Raw genomic sequence first — 18,332 nt, 5'->3', positions numbered from 1 at the left:
GCCAGGCCGGGCCGCACCTGTCGGCTTAGTCTTGCCGAAGCTTGGCGCCGGTCATCGCCAGCGGGTCGACCCAGGCGTCGTACTGGGCGGCCGTCAGCTGGCCGGACGCGATGGCGGCCTCTCGCAGCGTGGTGTTGTCGCGCTGGGCGGTCTGGGCGATCGCCGCGCTTTTTTCGTAGCCGATGTGCGGCGACAGCGCCGTTACCAGCATCAGCGAGCGGTCGACCAGCTCGCGCATCCGCTGGGCATCGGCGGTCAGGCCTGCAATCATCAGGCGATCGAACTGGGCGATGCCACCGGCCAGCAGGTCGCAGCTTTCAAGGAAGCTGGCAATCAAAACGGGCTTGTAGACGTTGAGCTCGAAGTTCCCCTGGCTGGCCGCGATGCCGACGGTCACGTCGTTGCCCATCACTTTGGCGGCGATCATGGTCAGCGCCTCGGCCTGAGTCGGGTTGACCTTGCCGGGCATGATCGAGCTGCCGGGCTCGTTGGCGGGAACGCGCAGCTCACCGTAGCCGCCGCGGGGGCCGCTGGCCAGGAACCGCACGTCGTTGGCGATTTTCATCAGGTCGGCTGCCAGGGTCTTCAACGCCCCGTGAACGACGGTCAGCTCGCTGTGGCTGCTGAGCCCGTGGTAAAAGTTGGGTAGGCTGGTGAACGGCAGCCCGGTGGCAACGCCGATGGCTTCGACCAGCGCGTTGGTGCGAGCGGTCGTCGTGTTCAGGCCGGTGCCGACCGCCGTGCCGCCGAGCGTCAGCCCCAACAGCTGCGGGGCAAGCGCGGTCAGGCTGGCCAGGTCGGCCTCAAGCGTCGCTCGCCAGCCGGAGCACTCCTGGCCGAACGTCAGGGGCGTCGCGTCCTGCAGGTGGGTGCGACCGAGCTTGACTGTGTCTTGGTAAGCCGCCTCCTTGCCGCGCAGCGTGGCAATCAGCGCCGTGGCGGCCGCCGCCACGCGCTGGACGGCGGGGTAGGCCGCCATGTGCATCGCCGTTGGGAAGGTGTCGTTGCTACTTTGGCCGCAGTTGACGTGGTCGTTGGGCAGCACGGCCAGGCCGCTGCGTTGGCTGGCCAGGTGAGCTAGCACCTCGTTGACGTTCATGTTGGTTTGGGTGCCGCTGCCGGTTTGGTAGACGTGCAGGGGAAAATTGGCCATCAAGGCGTCATCCGGCAGGGCCAAAAGCGTCGTGGCGGCCTGGGCGATGGCCGCGGCCACCGGGGCCGGCAGCGCCGCCGTTTGACCGTTGACGCCAGCGGCCGCCTGCTTGATGGTGATCAAGGCGCGAATCACCGCCGCCGGCATCTGTGGTCCTTGGGTGAAGTTGTGGCGGGACCGCTCGGTTTGAGCGCCCCAGGTGGCGGTGTCCGGCAGCTCGACTGGGCCGAGCGAATCGTGTTCAATGCGCATGTGTCTCTCCTTGTGAATTAGCCAAAAGCGTGAGTAACTGCGTGACGGCGGGGGTCGGCACCAGGTGTGAGCCGGTGACCAGCGCCATATCGAAGGTCGGCTGGCCGGGTTCGGTCAAGGTCAGGGTCACCAGCCCGTCGCCCGGGGTGACCGCGACCGAAGCCAACAGCGCCGCTCCGACGCCGGCCTTGACCATCTGCTTGAGAATGGCGACATCCGGGGTGCGGTAGACGATGCTGGGGTGAACGCCGGTGGTGCGGGTGAACCAGCTCAGCGCCTTGGTGTGAACGAACCCCTCCGACAGCGTGACAAAAGGCGTCTCGGAAAGCTCCGCAAAGGCCACCGACCGGCGCTTGGCCAGCGGGTGGTTCGGCGCCACCACCAGGCCAAACGGGGCGCTGGCCAGCGGCCGCGCGGTCAGCCCCGCCACCGCCAACGGGCCGATGGAGCCCAGCAGCGCCACGTCGAGGTGGCCGGCCTTGAGGGCCTCGAGCAGCCGGGTGGAGCCGGCCTCGTGGGTCTGCAGCCGATCCATCAGCCCGGCCTGAAGCAGCGCCGGCGCCAGGCGGGGGAAGTAGAAGCTGCCGATGATCGGTGGCAGGCCCAGCTGAATCTTGGTGCTGCGAGCCCGGGCCAGCTCGACTTCGGCCACGGCCAGCTGGTGGGTGATTACCGCGGCGTGGGCCGCCAGCTGGGCCCCGGCCGGGGTGACGCGCAGCTGGCCGTGGCTTTGGTCGCGGTCAATCAGCTGGATCTTGAAGTGGGCCTCCAAGCGCTTGAGGGCCATGGTGATGGTCGGTTGGGTGACGCCGAAGCTTTGCGCCACCTGCGAAAAATTTTTTATTTCGCATAATTTCTGAAAATAATCGAGGTCACGCGTGTTCAAGCCGGACACCTCCTGGTCATATAAAAATAGTTTATCACACCGCGGCGGTTTGACTATGATTTTTTCGGCGGGGTAAGCTGAGTTCATCGAAACCACAAAGGAGATCACGACATGAAATACACACCACAACAACTGCTGCACGATCCGTTTTTGAACAAGGGCACCGCCTTCTCGCCGGTTGAACGCGCCGAGTACGGGCTCAACGGGTTGTTGCCGGCCGCCGTTCAGACGCTGGACCAGCAGGTGACCCAGGCCTACGCCCAGTACCTCGGCAAGGGCGACGCGCTTGAAAAAAGGCTGTTTTTGATGCAGCTGTTCAACGTCAACCACGTGCTGTTTTACAAGCTGTTCTCCCAGCACATCAGCGAGTTCATGCCGGTGGTTTATGACCCGACCATCGCCGACACGATTGAAAACTACAGCGCCTTGTTCGTGGAGCCGCAAAATGCGACCTATCTGAGCATCGACGCGCAAGACGACATCGCATCCGCCTTGGCCAACGCCGCCAACGGTCGCGACATTCGGCTGCTGGTGGTCACCGACGCCGAGGGCATTTTGGGCATCGGCGACTGGGGGACCCAGGGCGTCGACATCGCCGTCGGCAAGCTGATGGTCTACACCGCCGCGGCCGGCATCGACCCATCCCAGGTGCTGCCGGTGGTGCTGGATGCCGGCACCAACAACCAGGCGCTGCTCGACGACGACCTGTACCTGGGCCTGCGCAAGCACCGCGCCTCCGGCAAGCCGTACCGCGCCTTTGTCGACAAGTTCGTCGCGGCGGCCACGAGCCAGTTCCCGCACCTGTACCTGCACTTTGAGGACTTCGGCCGCGACAACGCCGCCGAGATTCTGGATCAGTACAAAGACCAGATCACGACCTTCAACGACGACATTCAAGGCACCGGCATCATCGTCTTGGCCGGCCTGCTCGGCGCCTTGAACATCTCCAAGCAGCGCCTGGAAGACCAGGTCTACATGAGCTTTGGCGCCGGCACGGCCGGGGCCGGCATCGTCTCGCGCGTTTACGACGAGTTCGTGGCGCAAGGCATGAGCCCGGCCGAGGCCAAAAAGCACTTCTACCTGGTCGACAAGCAGGGCCTGCTGTTCGCCGACGATCCAACCCTGACGCCGGCGCAGCGGCCGTTCGCGCGGTCCCGCAGCGAGTTTGCTAACGCTGCGGAACTGACGACCTTGGAGGCCGCGGTCCATGCCGTTCACCCGACGGTTCTGGTCGGTACCTCGACGCAGCCCGGCGCCTTCACCGAGCCGATTATCCGCGACATGGCCGCCCACACCGAACGCCCGGTGATTTTCCCGATTTCCAATCCGACCAAGCTGATGGAGGCCAGCGCCGCCGACCTGATTCGCTGGACCGACGGCCGGGCCCTGGTCGCCACCGGGGTGCCGTCCGCCCCGGTCACCTTGGACGGGGTGACCTACGAAATCGGTCAGGCCAACAACGCCCTGATCTACCCGGGGCTGGGCCTGGGTACCATCGCCGTGGCCAGCTCGCGCCTGTCCGACGGCATGATCTCCGCCGCCGCTCACAGCCTGGGTGGCCAGTTGGACGCCACGGTGCCAGGCGCCGCGGTGCTGCCGCCGGTCAACAAGCTGGATGTGTTCTCCAAGACCGTCGCGGTGGCCGTGGCCGAAGCGGCGGTGGCCGAGGGCCTCGCCGCGCCGGTGGCCGATGTCGCGGCCACGGTTGCCGCTAGCCAGTGGCACCCGGAGTACCAGCCGCTGACAGGCGTTGAAATCGTGAAGTAACCCGCAAAGGAGAGAATACCTTGACTGCTTTATACACTTCGGTCCAAAGCATTTTGACCATTGTCTTGATCATCGCCTTGGGCTACCTGCTGCAACGCAACAATTGGTTCGACGACGCGTTCGGCGGCACCATCAGCAAGCTCTTAATGAAAGTCGCGCTGCCGGCCTCCATCTTTATCTCAGTGCTGGAGCGGCTGACGCTCAAGAAGCTGGTGAGCCTGAGCTCCGGTTTGCTGTACGGCTTCGGCGCCGTAATTTTAGGCTACCTGATCGCCTTTTTGCTGGTCCGCCTCCTCAAGATTCGCCCGGGGCGGCGCGGCACCTTCATCAACATGTTCGTCAACGCCAACACCATCTTTATCGGCCTGCCGCTCAACCTCGCGCTGTTCGGCGACCAGGCGACCCCGTACTTTCTGATGTACTACGTGGTCAACACCGTCTCCACTTGGACCCTCGGCGCCTTCTTGATGAGCTGGGACGACCCGACCGCCGGCAAGGCTAAGGTCGCCTTCAACTGGAAAAAGCTGCTGCCGGCGCCCCTGTTGGGCTTCCTGGTGGCACTGGTCTTCCTGCTGTTGAACATTCCCTTCGTTCACGTCGGCTGGCTGGGCTTTGCCGTCAACACGCTGGATTACGTCGGCGGCCTGGTGACGCCTTTGTCTCTGATCTACATCGGGATTATTCTGGCCAAGGCGGGATTCAAAACGATTCGCTTCGATCGCGACTCGATCGTCGCCTTGCTCGGCCGCTTCGTGATCGCCCCTGCCTTGATCACCGCCCTGATCGTGCTCGGCCTTCACGCCGGCTTCGACGTGCCGAGCCTTGAGATTAAGACCCTGATCGTTCAGGCTTCGGCCCCGGGCCTTGCGGTGCTGCCGATTTTGGCCACCGAAGGCCACGGCGACGTCGAATACGCCACCAACGTCGTGACGCTGTCGACGGTGCTGTTCGCCATCGTGGTGCCGATCGTGATGCTCCTGATTCAAGGGTTCTAGGTAACTCAAAAGCGCCGTCTCCAGGCAATTGGAGGCGGCGCTTTTTTGGGCGGCGCGAGGTCGCCGTGTTGGGTGAGCGGGTCAGTTGGCCGTGAGGGTGTTGACTTGGTAGTGCTGGCCGGCCGCAACGAACGCGGCGGCGACGGCCGGTCCGTACTGCGCAGCCAGCGCCTGCTCGAACACCGGGTACAAGTCGGTGGTGACGAAGCGTTCCAGCGCCGCGGCGAAGGCGTCGGCGCGACCGAGGGATTGCCTTGCCGCGCGGTAGTAGCCCTTGGCCTGCGCCCAGCCGTCGCGTAGCCGCACGTCGATCGCCACGACGTAGCGCTTGGACTCGCCGCCGTCCTTGAAGGTCAACGTGGCGTGACGCAGGCGAAGGAAGGGCAGGACGCAGGCCAGCACCAAAAGCCCGATGGCGACCACCGCCAGCACCAGCAACACCGCGCCGAGGGCCAAGGCGGACACCCCCAGCACCACCGGCACGACGACGGCCAAGACCACGGCGGCAATCACGATGGCCAAACCGGCGATGGGCAGCGCAGCTAGGCCGTGAATCGGCTTGCCATTAACGATAACGCTTGATTTTTTCATGAGCTTCCCGGCTTTCAAGTTGATGAGCCTAGCTTACCGCGGGGGTCCCCAACCGTCACGCTTTTTGCGCGAGCGGTCGAAAAATTGGCGTGAGCGGCCGCTCGGTGACACCAAAAAGGCCGCCAAGTGGTTGGCGGCCCAGGCTGCTCAGCGGTTGTGGGTCTCGAGGTAAGCCAAGGCGCTGTCGTAATCCGGCTCGTCGGTTTGCTCAAGCACCAGCTCGCGGTAGACGATTTTGCCGCTTGCGTCGGTGATCCAGACGCTGCGGGCGTCGGTGTGGCCGTCTTCGACCAGCAGGCCCATCACGCGGCCGAATGCGCCTTCGGCATCCGACAGCAGCTGAATGTTGGCGACGCCTTCTGCGGCACACCAGTTTTGCTGGTCGGCCGCGGCGTTGGTCGACACGGTGATGAAGTGGGTGCCTTCAAAATCGGCCATTGCGGCGTTGAAGCGCTTGGTCGATAGGCTGCAGACGCGGGTGTTGATGTCCGGCACGACGCTGATCAAGGTGTATTGGCCGGCCCAATCCGCCGGGGTGATGGTGCGCCCCGCGGCGTCTTGCAAGGTGAACGCCGGCAGCGCGTGGCCGATGCCAAGCGGTTCGCCGGTGGTCTGAAGTGGGGTGCCATGACGTGTGATTTGCATGATTAGCCTCCTATGGGTGACGTTACCTTCAGTATAACACAATCCTGCCGGTGACGAATTGTGAACAATTTAATTTCAAAAAAGCAACATTTTGATGACAGTTGTGTGCAAGGGTGGCAAGGTGTCAAAGCAGGCTGTTACAATACAGAAAGAGAGACGAAGGGAGCGGGACGGATGGCCAAGTGTTTGATCGTGTACACCTCACAGACCGGGTTCACCCAGCAGTACGCGCTGTGGATTGCGCGGCAGCTGCACTGCGAGGTCGTCGATAGCAAGTTCATTACGCGAACCGAGCTGCAAAACGCCCGGCTGGTGGTCTACGGCGGCCACCTGCTGTGGGGGCGGAAGGTCAGCGGCTTCTCGCGCTTTTACCGCCGGTATGCGGAGGTCTTGCCCGAGCACCTGTTGGTGTTTGGCACCGGGATGCTTGCGCAAAGCGAGCTGGACCTCGACCGGGTCTGGGCCCACAGCTTCGCCGGCTGCACCGTGGCACCGCAGTTCTTCTACTTCCGCGGCCAAGTCGACCCCAAGGCCTTGCCGGTGCGGCTGCGGCTGGTGTTTCACTGGACGCAGTACTTCGCCTCGGCCACGGCGCCGCAGCCGCCGAATGCCGCCTCGATCACGCCGCTTCTGGTCGCCGCCACGCAGCTGGACGACCTCGGCCTATTGGAAGGTGACTGACCCGACGCCAAACCCCCGCCAGCGGCCGCTGGCGGGGGTTTGATCGATTTCTGCCGGCTGACACGGCGGCCGAACGTGTTGCGGCCAGGTGGCGTGACGGCCAAATTTTGCTTGATGCGGCCGGTCGCCTAGTCGCCGATTTCGGCGGAAAGCGCCTCAATCTGGCGCTCGGTGTCGTCCAGGAAGTGAATCATGTCGCGCAAGGCCCCGTCGCTTGTGATGTCGACGCCGGCCACCTGGGCCGAGTGGATCGGATCCAGGCTGTCGCCCAGGGCCAAGAAGCGCTGCCAATCGGCAATCGCCGGCTGGCCCTCTTTTTGCACCCGCAGGTAGGCGCCGGTCGAGACCACCATGGACGCGGAGTAGGTGTAAGAGTACAGCCCCATGTAGTAGTGCGACTGGCGCATCCACGTGAGCTCCGGGGCCCCGTCGTCCAGATCGACGGCGTCGCCCCAGAACTGGTGCAAGACGCCTTTTTTGATGCGGTTGAGGTCGGTGGCGGTGAAGGACTCACCGGCGTCGATCAGCTTGTAGACTTTGCGCTGGAAGGCAGCCTCCAGCAGGTGGGTGACGCAGTTGTGGAAGTAGGTATCAGACAGCAGGCGGCTCAGGGCGAAGCGACGCAACCGCGGCGACTCGGCCTGCTGCACCAGACTGTGGGTCAACAGTAATTCGTGGAAGGTCGAGGGCCCCTCCACAATGTAGGTCGACGGGTTGGCGGCCAAAATCCCGTGAGCCTGGGCCGCAAGCGTCATCTGCCCGGCGTGGCCGAGCTCGTGAACCAATGTGTAAATCGCCGGCAGCGTGTCGCTCCAGCTCATCAGGATGTAGGGATGCGCCGAGTACGGGGCCGAGGCGAAGGCACCGGATTCCTTACCGACGTTGGGGGCAAAGTCGACCCAGCGTTCCGGAAAGGCCCGCATGATCAGGTCTTGGTAGGCCTGACCCATCGGCGCCACCGCGTCTTTGATGTACTGCGGGGCCTGATCTAGCGTGACCTTGGGCGTGTAGGTCGGATCCAGGTCGATTTGCAGGTCGGTGTAGCCGATGTGATCTAGGCCCCAGAGCTTTTGGATGTGGCCGATGTAGCGGCGCATGACCGGGGCCAGCTCGGTCATAATCACGTCGATCTGGCGGTCGAACATCTCGCGGGTGACTTCCTGGTCGGCCAGCAGGTAGTCGATTACGGAGTCGTAGCCGCGCATGGTGGCCAGCGTTTTCTCCTTGGCGACCTGGGCGTAGTAGCCGGCGGCCATGCCGTTTTGGTACTTGGCCAGGGTCTTGCTGAACTGGCGGTAGGCGGCGCGGCGAACCGCGGTGTCCGGGTGCTTTTGGTAGGTCTCCTCGTAGTCGACGAACGACAGCGGGTAGGTCTTGCCGTTGGCGGTGAAGGTGCCGAAATCCGCGTCGCCAAAAAGGCTTTGGCTGCGAATCGCGTTGGGGGCGTCAAGCGCCGGGGCGAGCTCGGCCAGGGCCTTTTCGGCGGCGGGATCGAGCGCCTGCTTCTTGTCTTGCAGCACGTGGCGGATGTACGGGGCCAGCTCGGCGTCGGCCGCCGCCACGGCGTCAAGCGTCGCCGTCGGCTGCTGTTGCAGCTCGGCGGCCAGGAAGGTCAAGGCGCCGTCGAGCTGGGCCATCAGGGCCTCAACGCGGTTGTTGCGTGCCGTTGCTTGGGCGTCGCTGGTGTCGGCGGCGGCCGGCAGGAAGCCGTAGTGCATCACGCGGTCTGCGATGTCTTGGATGTTGGCGTAGTCCTCCAAGGCGTCTTGAATCACCGCCGGCTGGGTCAGGCGGCCCTGGTACATGCGGGTGAAGTCGGCGGTCAGTTCCTTGAGCTTGACGATGTCGGCCTCAAAGGCGGCATCGGTGGGGTACAGCGCGGTCAGGTCCCAAGTCTGGTTGAGCGGGGCCTGGCTGCGGGTCATCGGGGTGGTAGACATGAGCATAACTTCCTTTCGTGGTCAGGCTTATTTTACCTGTTTTAGGCGCGTTTGCCGAACACTTCTGATATGATAAGGGCAGTGACTATAAAGAAAGTTGTGATCATGTGAAACTCTTAAGCGTCGTCGTGCCATGCTACAACTCCGCCGATTACATGGCCCGCTGCATCGATGCGCTGCTCACCGGCGGCCCGGAGCTTGAGATCCTGATTGTCGACGACGGCTCCAAGGACGACACCGGGGCCATCGCCGACCGCTATGCCCAAGACTACCCGCAGGTCCGGGCGCTGCACGAGGCCAACGGCGGCCACGGGCAGGCGATTAACTACGGGCTGGCCGAGGCCACCGGGCGTTTTTTCAAGGTGGTGGACTCGGACGACTGGCTGGACCCCGCGGCCCTCAAGGCGCTGATGGCTCACTTGGCCCATGCGACCTTCACCGCCGGGCTGGACATGCTGATCTGCAATTACATCTACGACAAAGTGGCGCAAAACCACAAGAAGGTGATTCAGTTCCGCCATCTGCTGCCAACGGACCGCGCGTTCACCTGGCGGGACGTGAAGCTGCCGGTGGGGAAGTACCTCTTGATGCACACGGTGATCTACCGCACCGCGTGTCTGCAGGAGGCCCACCTGAGCCTGCCGGCACACACCTTCTATGAAGACAACCTCTACGTCTTCTACCCGCTGCCTTACGTGACCGCGATGCGCTACTTGGACTTGGATCTTTACCACTACTTCATCGGCCGGGCGGATCAGTCCGTCAACGAGCAAGTGATGATCGGGCGCATCGACCAGCAGATTTTCGTCAACAAGGCGATGATCGATTACTACGCGACCACCCCGTTGCACGACCCGGCGCTTGCGCGGTACATGAGAAGCTACGTGACCATCGTGACCGGCATCTCGTCGATTCTCCTGCTGCGAGCCAAGACCCCGCAGGCTCTGGCCAAAAAGCGCGAGCTTTGGGCCTACATGGCCCAAACCGCGCCGGCACTCTACACCCAGATGCGCCACGGCCTGGTCGGGCGGGTGATGAACCTGCCCGGCCACACCGGCCGGGCCCTGACCGTGACCGCCTACCGCATGGCACGGCACGTTTATCAGTTCAACTGACACGTCAACAGCGCGACCCCGCTTGGGGGGTCGCGCTGTTTTGGCGTTTGGGCGATGGCGCCGGCCCGAAGCTTTCTAGCAGTCGGCCAAGCGCGGGTCCGCCGGCCGGTCAGATCGTGGCGGCCAAAAAGCTCAGGACGTCTTCGTGAACAGCGTCGAGATAGCCCTTGCCATGCGCGGTGCCGGCCAGTGCCCGGACGGTGAACGGCACTGCGGCGGTGCTGGCGGCCGCCGCCACCTGCAAGACCCCGCTCATCGGCACGAACTCCTGCAGCGAGTTGGCCAAAAACAGGGGGCCGGTTGCGTGGGTCACCCGCGGCGCCGGGGTCGCCGCCGCGTACTGCGCCTGATCCGGCAGGTAGTTGGTGACGAACCACTTGTAAAAGCCGGGGTCGGCGCCGCCTTGGTCGATGGCGCTTGACGCGACGCTGGCCCCCGGTTCGCGCGGCACGGGCACCACGTTCTCGTGCTCGGCCAGCCACGGCGCGATGTCCAGGATGCCGGACAAAGACACCGCGGGGATGCCGAAGCGAATCGCGAGCTCGACGGCCATGTTGCCGCCGGCGCTGGCCCCGACCGCCGCCATGTGCTCGCTGGGGAAGGGTAGGTCGTGGCGTTTGCACCAGCCCATCAAGGTCGCCATGTCGCTCAGCGGCGCCGGGAACGGGGCCACCTTGGCCAGCCGGTAGTTGGGAACCATCACGAAGTAGCCGGCGGCGGCCAGCGCCTCGGCCCAATCGGCGTCCTTGTGCTTGTCACCCTGGAACCACCCGCCGCCGTGAATCAGGATGATGCCCCCTCGCGCGTGGCCGGCCGGCTGGTACAAGTCGGTGGTCAGCCCCAGCCCCTCGGCGTAAAACACATCGGTAGCGATCAGTTGTGCCATGATGCACCTCCATTGTTGGCTTCACCTTTCACTTTACGCGGTCACCCGCCGCCGGGCAATTTTTTTGCCTGACGCGGCCAAGTTTTTTTGAACCGGCAGTGTGTGAAAAAGTAGACAGTTGCGACTGCGCTTCAGTACAGGTGAAGACCGCGAAATGAAGCCGGTTACGCTCATCCAGTCACACCTTGTGACAGCTGAAAATCGTTGGTGTAACAGCAATTCAAAATCTCCGTGAAAAAATTCACCGAAACTTGTTTACAAATTCACAAAACCTTGCTATATTATTGTTTGTGAAATGGTTAACGAAAACTTGCAAACAAAAGTGGAGGGATCCAGATGCTTAAAGAGACACCTAAAACTGAAGCGCCCGTCGATGTTGACAAGATGATCGACGAACTCGTCGCCAACGCCCATGAAGCGCTGAAGGTCATGAAGACCTTCGACCAGGCCAAGATTGACCACATCGTTCACCGCATGGCGATTGCCGGGCTTGACCACCACATGGAGCTGGCCAAGCTGGCGGTTGAAGAAACCGGCCGTGGTGTGTACGAAGACAAGGCGATCAAGAACATGTTCGCGACCGAAGAGATTTGGCACGCCATCAAGGACAACAAGACCGTCGGCGTGATCGCCGAAGACAAGCAGCGCGGCCTGGTTTCCATCGCGGAACCAATCGGGGTGATCGCCGGCGTAACGCCTGTCACCAACCCGACGTCGACCACGATGTTCAAGTCCGAAATCGCGATCAAGACCCGCAACCCAATCATCTTCTCCTTCCACCCAGGGGCGCAAAAGTCCTCGGCCAAGGCGCTTGAAGTGATTCGCGAGGAAGCGGAAAAGGCCGGCCTGCCAAAGGGCGCCCTTCAGTACATTCCGGTGCCAAGCATCGAAGCCTGCCAGAAGCTGATGAACCACCCAGGCATCGCCACGGTTCTGGCCACCGGCGGCCCTGGCATGGTCAAGGCGGCCTACTCCACCGGCAAGCCGGCGCTGGGCGTCGGGGCCGGCAACGTGCCAGCCTACATCGAAGCATCCGCCAACATCAAGCAGGCGGTCAACGATGTCATCTTGTCCAAGAGCTTCGATAACGGCATGGTCTGCGCGTCCGAGCAGGCGGTCATCGTCGATGCCGCCATCTACGACCAAGTGAAGGCCGAATTCATCGCCCAAGGCGCCGCTTTTGCCAAGCAAAAGGACATCCCGGCTTTGAGCAAGACCGTCATCAACCTGGAGAAGGGCTCCGTTAACCCACCGATCGTCGGCCAAAGCGCCCACACGATTGCGGATTGGGCCGGCATCGAGATTCCAGAAGACGCGCCAATCTTGATTGCCGAACTCAAGGGCGTTGGCCCGAAGTTCCCGCTGTCTCGTGAAAAGCTCAGCCCGGTTCTGGCCATGATCAAGGCCGAAGACCACGCCGATGGCTTCGCCAAGGCCGAAGGGATGCTCGACAACGGCGGCCTCGGCCACACCGCGGTCATCCACACCGCCGACGAAGACCTGGCGCTTGAATACGCCGATCGCATGAACGCCTGCCGGATTCTGGTCAACAGTCCTTCCACCATGGGCGGCATCGGGGATCTGTACAACGAAATGATTCCATCGCTGACCCTGGGCTGCGGCTCTTACGGCGGCAACTCGATCTCCCACAACGTCGGCACCATCGACCTGTTGAACGTGAAGACCCTCACCAAGCGCCGCAACAACATGCAGTGGGTGAAGCTCCCCCCCAAGATCTACTTCGAGCGTAACTCGGTCCGTTACCTCGAAAAGATGGACGGCCTGGACCGCGTTTTGATTGTCGGCGACCGCGGGATGGAAAAGCTCGGCTACGTCAAGATCGTTGAGGACGTGCTGAACCAACGCACCAACGACGTGCAGATCCAGACCTTCGTCGATGTTGAACCGGATCCTTCCTCCAACACCGTTTACAAAGGCACGGAAATTGCCAAGTCCTTCAAGCCCGACGCAATCGTTGCGATCGGCGGCGGCTCCGTCATGGACGCGGCCAAGGGCATCTGGCTGTTCTACGATGGCGACGGCGACTTCTTCGGCGCCAAGCAGAAGTTCCTGGACATCCGCAAGCGGACCTACAAGTTCCCGAAGCCGACCAAGTCCAAGCTGGTCTGCATCCCGACCACGTCCGGTACCGGCTCCGAAGTGACCCCGTTTGCGGTCATCACGGACTCCGACACCGGCATCAAGTACCCACTGGCCGACTACGCGCTGACCCCAGACGTTGCGTTGGTTGACAGCCAGTTCATCGAAACCGTGCCGCCGAAGGTTGTCGCCGACACCGGGCTGGATGTGCTCTGCCACGCCACCGAAAGCTACGTCTCTACGATGGCCACGGACTACACCAAGGGCCTGTCGATGCAAGCCATCAAGTCTGTTTTCGCCAACCTCGAAAACAGCTACAACGGTGACCTCGACGCCAAGGCCAAGATGCACGACGCCTCCACGATCGCCGGGATGGCCTTCGCCAACGCCTTGCTGGGCATCAACCACAGTATCGCCCACAAGCTCGGCCAGACCTTCCACCTGCCTCACGGGCGTTGCATCGCCATCACGATGCCGCACGTCATCCGCTACAACGCCAAGACCCCGAAGAAGCGGGCCATCTGGGCGAAGTACAGCTACTTCCAGGCCGCTGAAGACTACGCCGACATCGCGCGGGCTTTGGGCCTGAAGGGCAACACCACTGAAGAGCTGGTTGAGGCCTACGTTCAGGCCATCATCGACCTGGCTCACCGCGTCGGCGTCAAGCTGAGCCTGAAGGACCAGGGCATCTCCAAGGAAGACGTTTTGGCAAGCGTTGATCGCCTTGCCGAGCTGGCTTACGAGGATAACTGCACGGTCACCAACCCGGTAGAGCCTTTGATCGCAGACATGAAGCAGATTGTGCTTGATGAATACGAAGGCACCGACTCCGATCCATCCGTTCGCATCTAAGTTTCACCAACCTTTCACATGCCCCGGCCGCCACTGGCGACCGGGGTTTTGTGATTCCACGACGTGAGCTTAAAAGTTGACGGCAGCCGTGGCAGGGCTTACATTATAATCAGATGATTGTCAACGGGCAAAGAAAGCGCCGCGGCCGCAGCGCTTGCACTTCTGTTGCTTAGGGGGAAGGTCCGGGACATAAGCATTCCCAGTACCCCCACCCATGCCATGCCGTACCAGGCAACAACGCCGACGTTTTCGCGCAACGGTCCCCTCCGATTGGGACCGACCACCAGGGTGTGGACCACCATCTTCCTGCCGCACAGCGGCTTGCCTACTCGTGTCGAGGTAGCTGCGGCGAGTCGCTGACAGGGGGCCAGTTCTTGCGTCGCCTTGAGAAGCCTTTGCCGCCTCGTGGCAACGCCGATTAGCGCAACGCATCAAGAAGTTGACCGAGGCCGCCGCGTGTGCGAACGCGTGGTGGCTTCGGCGCGGCCGCCGCAGTGGTGATACTGCGGCGGCTTTTGGCGTGGCGTCGCGTTGGCAGGGCGGTAGCGCGGTTGTGGCATTCATGGTAGAATAAATCAGTATACGAAAAGGAGCGGTGTCGGTTGCAAGAACAAAAAAGACGGTTCAAGGCCGTAATCAATGGCAAACCTTACACAATCGTCGGGCCCGGCAGCGCGGCACATTTTGAGGCGGTCACGGCCATGCTCAACGAGCGGCTGGACCAGATCAAGACGCTGGCGCCAACGCTCAGTTCAGAGGATGCTGCTATTCTGTTGGCCTTCAACGCGTTGTCCGACGCGGTCAAGATCCAAGCGCAGGCGCAGCAGGACACGCAGGAGTAATTATGCTGAGTTTTTTGATTATCCTGGCGCTGGCGTATTTCTTTTACGCCGGGGCCCGGCGGGGGCTGCTGTTGCAGCTGGTGCATGTGGCCGGCTACGTGCTGTCCCTGCTTTTGGCCGCGGCCTGGTACAAGGGGCTGGCCGCCAAAATCACGCTTTTGATTCCGTACCCCTCGGCGACGGAGCAAAGCCGCTTTGTGTTCTTTGATAACCAAGTGGGGCTGACGCTGGACGACGCGTTCTACCGCGGCGTCGCCTTCGTCACGCTGCTGGCCTTGGGGTGGCTGGTCACGCGCTTTGTTGCGCTGTGGCTGCACGACCTCAAGTACCGGACGCTTGACACCCACCTCGATTGGCTGGCTGGCGGGTTCCTTAACCTGGCGATGGGCTACCTCTTCATCTTCTTGCTGCTGTACCTGGTGGCGCTGGTGCCGATCGGCGGCCTGCAGGACATGCTTGAACACTCGCTTTTGGGCAAGTCCATGGTGCGTTACTCCCTGGGGTTGACCAACCTGTTCACCAAGCTGTGGGTGGTCGGCTAAAACTGAATGTGCGGCCAAGGCGAGGGTGACCTCGCCTTTTGACTGCTCGGAACTGTGAAAGGAAATTCCCGATATGAATTCTAAAATACTGCAAACCCTGGCGTACGACCGCGTCACGGCGGCGCTGAGTCAGGAGGTCGCCACGGCGGCCGGCCAGCAGCGCGTCTCGGCGCTGCTCCCGACGGCCGACGCCGACGCCGTTCAGGCGGGGCTTGACGAAACCGCCGATGGCGCCACGATTCTGCGCCTCAAGGGTGGCATTCCGATTCCCACGCTGGGCAACATCGGCCCATCGCTCAAGCGCGTTCGCATCGGCTCGGTGCTCAACGGCACGGAGCTTGCGGCACTTTCGCGGGTGCTGCGAACCGTCAGCACCGTCGACCGCTTCTTGACCGACCTGGCCGATAACGTCGACCTGCGGGTGGTGTACGACCTGCAGCAGGCCCTGACCACGCTGCCGCAGCTGGAGCGGCGCCTGACCACCGCGGTGGATGAGGAGGGCAACCTGACCGATGAGGCCAGCCCGGAGCTCGGTCGCATCCGCCAGTCGATCAAGCGCCTGGAAGGCGACATCCGCTCGCGGATGGAGAACTACACCCGCGGCGCGTCGGCCAAGTACCTGTCGGACCCGATCGTCACCATTCGCGACGACCGCTACGTGATTCCGGTGCTGGCCCAGTACCGCGGCCAGTTCGGCGGCGTCGTGCATGACCAAAGCGCCAGCGGTCAGACCCTGTTCATCGAACCCCAGGCGATCGTCGAGATGAACAACCGGCTGCGCGAGGCGCAGATCGCCGAGGCCACCGAAATCGAGCGCGTGTTAGCCGAGCTGTCCGATGAAGTCGCGCCCAACGCGACGGCGCTGGCCGCCAACGCCGACGTGATCGGCCACCTGGACTTCATCAACGCCAAGGCCAAGTACGCGCGGCTGATCAAGGCCACCGAGCCGACCGTGTCGCGCGAGAACCACGTCGACCTGCTGGCGGCGCGGCACCCCTTGCTCGACCCGCACAAGGTCGTGCCCAACCGCATCACCCTGGGTGAGGACTACCAGGCGATTGTGGTCACCGGCCCGAATACCGGTGGTAAAACCATCACGCTCAAAACCCTGGGGCTTTTGCAGCTGATGGGCCAGTCCGGCCTGTTCATTCCAGCCGCGGCCAACAGCCAGATTGGCGTGTTCTCTGACGTGTTTGCCGACATCGGCGACGAGCAGTCCATCGAGCAAAACCTCAGCACGTTCTCGGCTCACATGAGCAACATCATCACGATTCTCGACCACCTGGATTCGGACGCCTTGGTGCTGTTCGATGAGCTGGGCGCCGGTACCGACCCGCAGGAAGGCGCGGCCCTGGCCATCGCCATTCTCGATGAGGTCGGCGTGATCGGCGCGGATGTCGTCGCCACCACCCACTACCCGGAACTCAAGCTGTATGGCTACAATACGCCCAACACGATCAACGCCTCCATGGAGTTCGACGTGGCGACGCTGCAGCCGACCTACAAGCTTTTGATCGGGGTGCCGGGGCGCAGTAACGCCTTTGACATCTCGCTTCGCCTGGGGCTTGACGCGACCATTGTCGACCGCGCCAAGCTGTTGATCGCCGACGACTCCCACGACCTGAACAACATGATTGCCGATCTGGAAAGCCAGCGCAAGGCCGCCGAAACCGAGTACAAGGCCACACGCCACGAGCTGGACGAGGCCGAAAAGCTCCACCGGGACCTCCAAGGCGCCTACACCGAGTTCTTCAACGAGCGGGAGCGGCAGCTCAACGCCGCCAAGGACCAGGCCAACGCGATTGTCGACAAGGCCCAGGAGAAGGCGGATAAGATCATCAAGAACCTGCGCCAGATGCAGCTGACCAATCCCGGCACCGTCAAGGAGAACCAGTTGATCGAGGCCAAAAGCGAGCTGTCGCACCTGCACCAGGAGAAAAAGCAGCCCAACCGCGTCCTGCGCCGCGAGAAGCGCAAGCAGGCGCTAGCCGCCGGCGACCGCGTTCGCGTCCTGAGCTACGGTCAAACCGGCGACTTGTTGGAGCAGGTCGACGCCAAGCACTGGGACGTTCAGATCGGGATCATGCGCATGCGCATCGCCACCAGCGACATCGAGAAGGTCAGAGACGACCCGGAGCCCGAGCCCAAGCGCCGCATCGCCGGCGTCAAGGGCGGCGGCATGACCGGCCCGAGCACCACCTTGGACCTGCGGGGCCAACGCTACGATGAGGCGATGGCCAACCTCGATAGCTACATCGACTCGGCGCTTTTGGCCAATTACCAGCAGGTCACCATCATTCACGGCCTGGGCACCGGCGCGATTCGCAACGGCGTGACCCAGTACCTACGCCGCAACCGGCAGGTCAAGAAGTTCGGCTTCGCCCCGCAAAACGCCGGCGGCTCCGGCGCCACGATTGTCGAGTTCAAGTGAAGCACCCAAGCGCCAGCTCAGCCGCTGGCGCTTTTTGTGCCCTTTTTTCTGGTCAACGGCGCGGCTGAGTCCGGTGCCGGTGTGACGGACTCAGCCGCCGCAACCTGTCACGCTTTGGGCAACCCCCTAATTTATTGTGCGGTTAATGACCCGGATTGTTTTCGGCCGCGGCGCGGGTGATGACCTTTGCTCACGACGACGATTGGCAGGCGGTGACCCGGGCTCACAGCCTGTGGTATCGGGTGTTAACCGAATAGGGGAACGCTTGCTTTTGGCTCGGCGGTGCGGTATGCTATGGTTAGTTACGAAAAGTAAGCATAGCATAAGGAGTGATCGTGATGGTACAAGTTGTAACCGACCAGAACTTTGAGACAGAAACTGCCACCGGCGTGACGCTGACCGACTTTTGGGCAACCTGGTGTGGCCCCTGCAAGATGCAAAGCCCGGTGATCGAATCCCTGGCCGAAAGCCGCAAGGACGTGAAGTTCGTGAAGATGGACGTCGACGCGAACCCGGACACCCCGTCGAGCTTCGGTATCATGGCGATTCCGACGCTGCTGGTCAAAAAGGACGGCAAGCCGGTTGAAAAGATCGTCGGCTACCACACCAAGGACCAGCTCGAAGAAGTCCTCAACAAGTACACCAACTAGCACC

General features: G+C 62.5%; 14 protein-coding genes and 1 pseudogene. 9 read left to right on the top strand and 6 right to left on the bottom strand.

Annotated features, from left to right (window positions below; translation table 11 throughout):
* Positions 1-25: 25 nt before the first annotated feature.
* Together NUH19_RS02380 and NUH19_RS02375 are read right to left on the bottom strand one after the other, a co-directional pair.
* Positions 26-1,405, bottom strand: coding sequence for a class II fumarate hydratase (locus NUH19_RS02380; RefSeq protein WP_262314965.1), 1,380 nt, complete (start codon positions 1,403-1,405; stop codon positions 26-28).
* Positions 1,395-2,291, bottom strand: coding sequence for a LysR family transcriptional regulator (locus NUH19_RS02375; protein WP_262314964.1), 897 nt, complete (start codon positions 2,289-2,291; stop codon positions 1,395-1,397). The genes NUH19_RS02380 and NUH19_RS02375 overlap by 11 nt, the downstream gene beginning before the upstream one ends.
* A gap of 105 nt (positions 2,292-2,396) precedes the next feature.
* Between NUH19_RS02375 and NUH19_RS02370 the strand changes: the two are divergent.
* Both NUH19_RS02370 and NUH19_RS02365 read left to right on the top strand, forming a co-directional pair.
* Positions 2,397-4,058: pseudogene (locus tag NUH19_RS02370) on the top strand (malolactic enzyme); the annotation flags it as partial.
* Positions 4,059-4,078: 20 nt separating this feature from the next.
* Complete coding sequence (locus NUH19_RS02365) at positions 4,079-5,053, top strand: AEC family transporter (protein ID WP_262314963.1); 975 nt, start codon at positions 4,079-4,081, stop codon at positions 5,051-5,053.
* An 81-nt stretch (positions 5,054-5,134) separates the two neighbouring features.
* Here NUH19_RS02365 and NUH19_RS02360 read toward each other — a convergent pair whose 3' ends face one another.
* Together NUH19_RS02360 and NUH19_RS02355 are read right to left on the bottom strand one after the other, a co-directional pair.
* Positions 5,135-5,644 carry a hypothetical protein gene (locus tag NUH19_RS02360; RefSeq protein ID WP_262314962.1) on the bottom strand — a complete coding sequence of 170 codons (510 nt, stop codon included), beginning with the start codon at positions 5,642-5,644 and terminating at the stop codon, positions 5,135-5,137.
* 147 nt (positions 5,645-5,791) lie between these two features.
* Positions 5,792-6,289 carry a thiol peroxidase gene (locus NUH19_RS02355; protein ID WP_262314961.1) on the bottom strand — a complete coding sequence of 166 codons (498 nt, stop codon included), beginning with the start codon at positions 6,287-6,289 and terminating at the stop codon, positions 5,792-5,794.
* Between the two features lie 174 nt (positions 6,290-6,463).
* Between NUH19_RS02355 and NUH19_RS02350 the strand changes: the two genes are divergently transcribed.
* Positions 6,464-6,970: a flavodoxin domain-containing protein gene (locus NUH19_RS02350; RefSeq protein WP_262314960.1), complete on the top strand. Its 507-nt coding sequence runs from the start codon at positions 6,464-6,466 to the stop codon at positions 6,968-6,970.
* 128 nt (positions 6,971-7,098) lie between these two features.
* On the opposite strand, the gene pepF is transcribed toward NUH19_RS02350, so the two are convergent.
* Complete coding sequence (gene pepF, locus NUH19_RS02345) at positions 7,099-8,910, bottom strand: oligoendopeptidase F (protein WP_262314959.1); 1,812 nt, start codon at positions 8,908-8,910, stop codon at positions 7,099-7,101.
* 107 nt (positions 8,911-9,017) lie between these two features.
* On the opposite strand from pepF, the gene NUH19_RS02340 reads away from it, so the two are divergent.
* A complete protein-coding gene (locus NUH19_RS02340) occupies positions 9,018-10,025 on the top strand; it encodes a glycosyltransferase family 2 protein (protein ID WP_262314958.1) in 1,008 nt (335 codons plus the stop codon).
* Positions 10,026-10,134: 109 nt separating this feature from the next.
* Here the strand turns inward: NUH19_RS02340 and NUH19_RS02335 are convergent, their stop codons facing one another.
* Positions 10,135-10,911, bottom strand: coding sequence for an alpha/beta hydrolase family protein (locus NUH19_RS02335; protein WP_262314957.1), 777 nt, complete (start codon positions 10,909-10,911; stop codon positions 10,135-10,137).
* A 336-nt stretch (positions 10,912-11,247) separates the two neighbouring features.
* Between NUH19_RS02335 and adhE the strand changes: the two genes are divergently transcribed.
* From adhE to trxA, 5 genes are all read left to right on the top strand, one after another.
* Entirely contained in the window at positions 11,248-13,863 is a 2,616-nt protein-coding gene (gene adhE / locus NUH19_RS02330) for a bifunctional acetaldehyde-CoA/alcohol dehydrogenase (protein ID WP_262314956.1), read from the top strand.
* 602 nt (positions 13,864-14,465) lie between these two features.
* Complete coding sequence (locus NUH19_RS02325) at positions 14,466-14,705, top strand: cell division protein ZapA (RefSeq protein ID WP_262314955.1); 240 nt, start codon at positions 14,466-14,468, stop codon at positions 14,703-14,705.
* Between the two features lie 2 nt (positions 14,706-14,707).
* Positions 14,708-15,247, top strand: a complete 540-nt coding sequence (locus NUH19_RS02320; RefSeq protein WP_262314954.1) for a CvpA family protein — start codon at positions 14,708-14,710, stop codon at positions 15,245-15,247.
* Between the two features lie 73 nt (positions 15,248-15,320).
* A complete protein-coding gene (locus tag NUH19_RS02315; RefSeq protein WP_262314953.1) occupies positions 15,321-17,678 on the top strand; it encodes an endonuclease MutS2 in 2,358 nt (785 codons plus the stop codon).
* Positions 17,679-18,016: 338 nt separating this feature from the next.
* Entirely contained in the window at positions 18,017-18,328 is a 312-nt protein-coding gene (trxA, locus tag NUH19_RS02310) for a thioredoxin (protein ID WP_262314952.1), read from the top strand.
* The last annotated feature ends 4 nt before the right edge of the window (positions 18,329-18,332 follow it).

It is taken from the genome of Lacticaseibacillus parakribbianus, assembly GCF_025490915.1.
In the GTDB taxonomy this organism is placed as follows: domain Bacteria; phylum Bacillota; class Bacilli; order Lactobacillales; family Lactobacillaceae; genus Lacticaseibacillus; species Lacticaseibacillus parakribbianus.
The sequence above is the reverse complement of the archived record's forward strand: the minus strand, read 5'-3'. Positions and strand labels throughout refer to the sequence as shown.

Bases quoted from the DNA above. Each gene is read 5' to 3' on its own strand.
- NUH19_RS02355 (WP_262314961.1), bottom strand. From the start codon at position 6,289: ATGCAAATCACACGTCATGGCACCCCACTTCAGACCACCGGCGAACCG.
- NUH19_RS02380 (WP_262314965.1), bottom strand. From the start codon at position 1,405: ATGCGCATTGAACACGATTCGCTCGGCCCAGTCGAGCTGCCGGACACC.
- pepF (WP_262314959.1), bottom strand. From the start codon at position 8,910: ATGTCTACCACCCCGATGACCCGCAGCCAGGCCCCGCTCAACCAGACT.
- trxA (WP_262314952.1), top strand. From the start codon at position 18,017: ATGGTACAAGTTGTAACCGACCAGAACTTTGAGACAGAAACTGCCACC.
- NUH19_RS02315 (WP_262314953.1), top strand. From the start codon at position 15,321: ATGAATTCTAAAATACTGCAAACCCTGGCGTACGACCGCGTCACGGCG.
- adhE (WP_262314956.1), top strand. From the start codon at position 11,248: ATGCTTAAAGAGACACCTAAAACTGAAGCGCCCGTCGATGTTGACAAG.
- NUH19_RS02335 (WP_262314957.1), bottom strand. From the start codon at position 10,911: ATGGCACAACTGATCGCTACCGATGTGTTTTACGCCGAGGGGCTGGGG.
- NUH19_RS02350 (WP_262314960.1), top strand. From the start codon at position 6,464: ATGGCCAAGTGTTTGATCGTGTACACCTCACAGACCGGGTTCACCCAG.
- NUH19_RS02360 (WP_262314962.1), bottom strand. From the start codon at position 5,644: ATGAAAAAATCAAGCGTTATCGTTAATGGCAAGCCGATTCACGGCCTA.
- NUH19_RS02320 (WP_262314954.1), top strand. From the start codon at position 14,708: ATGCTGAGTTTTTTGATTATCCTGGCGCTGGCGTATTTCTTTTACGCC.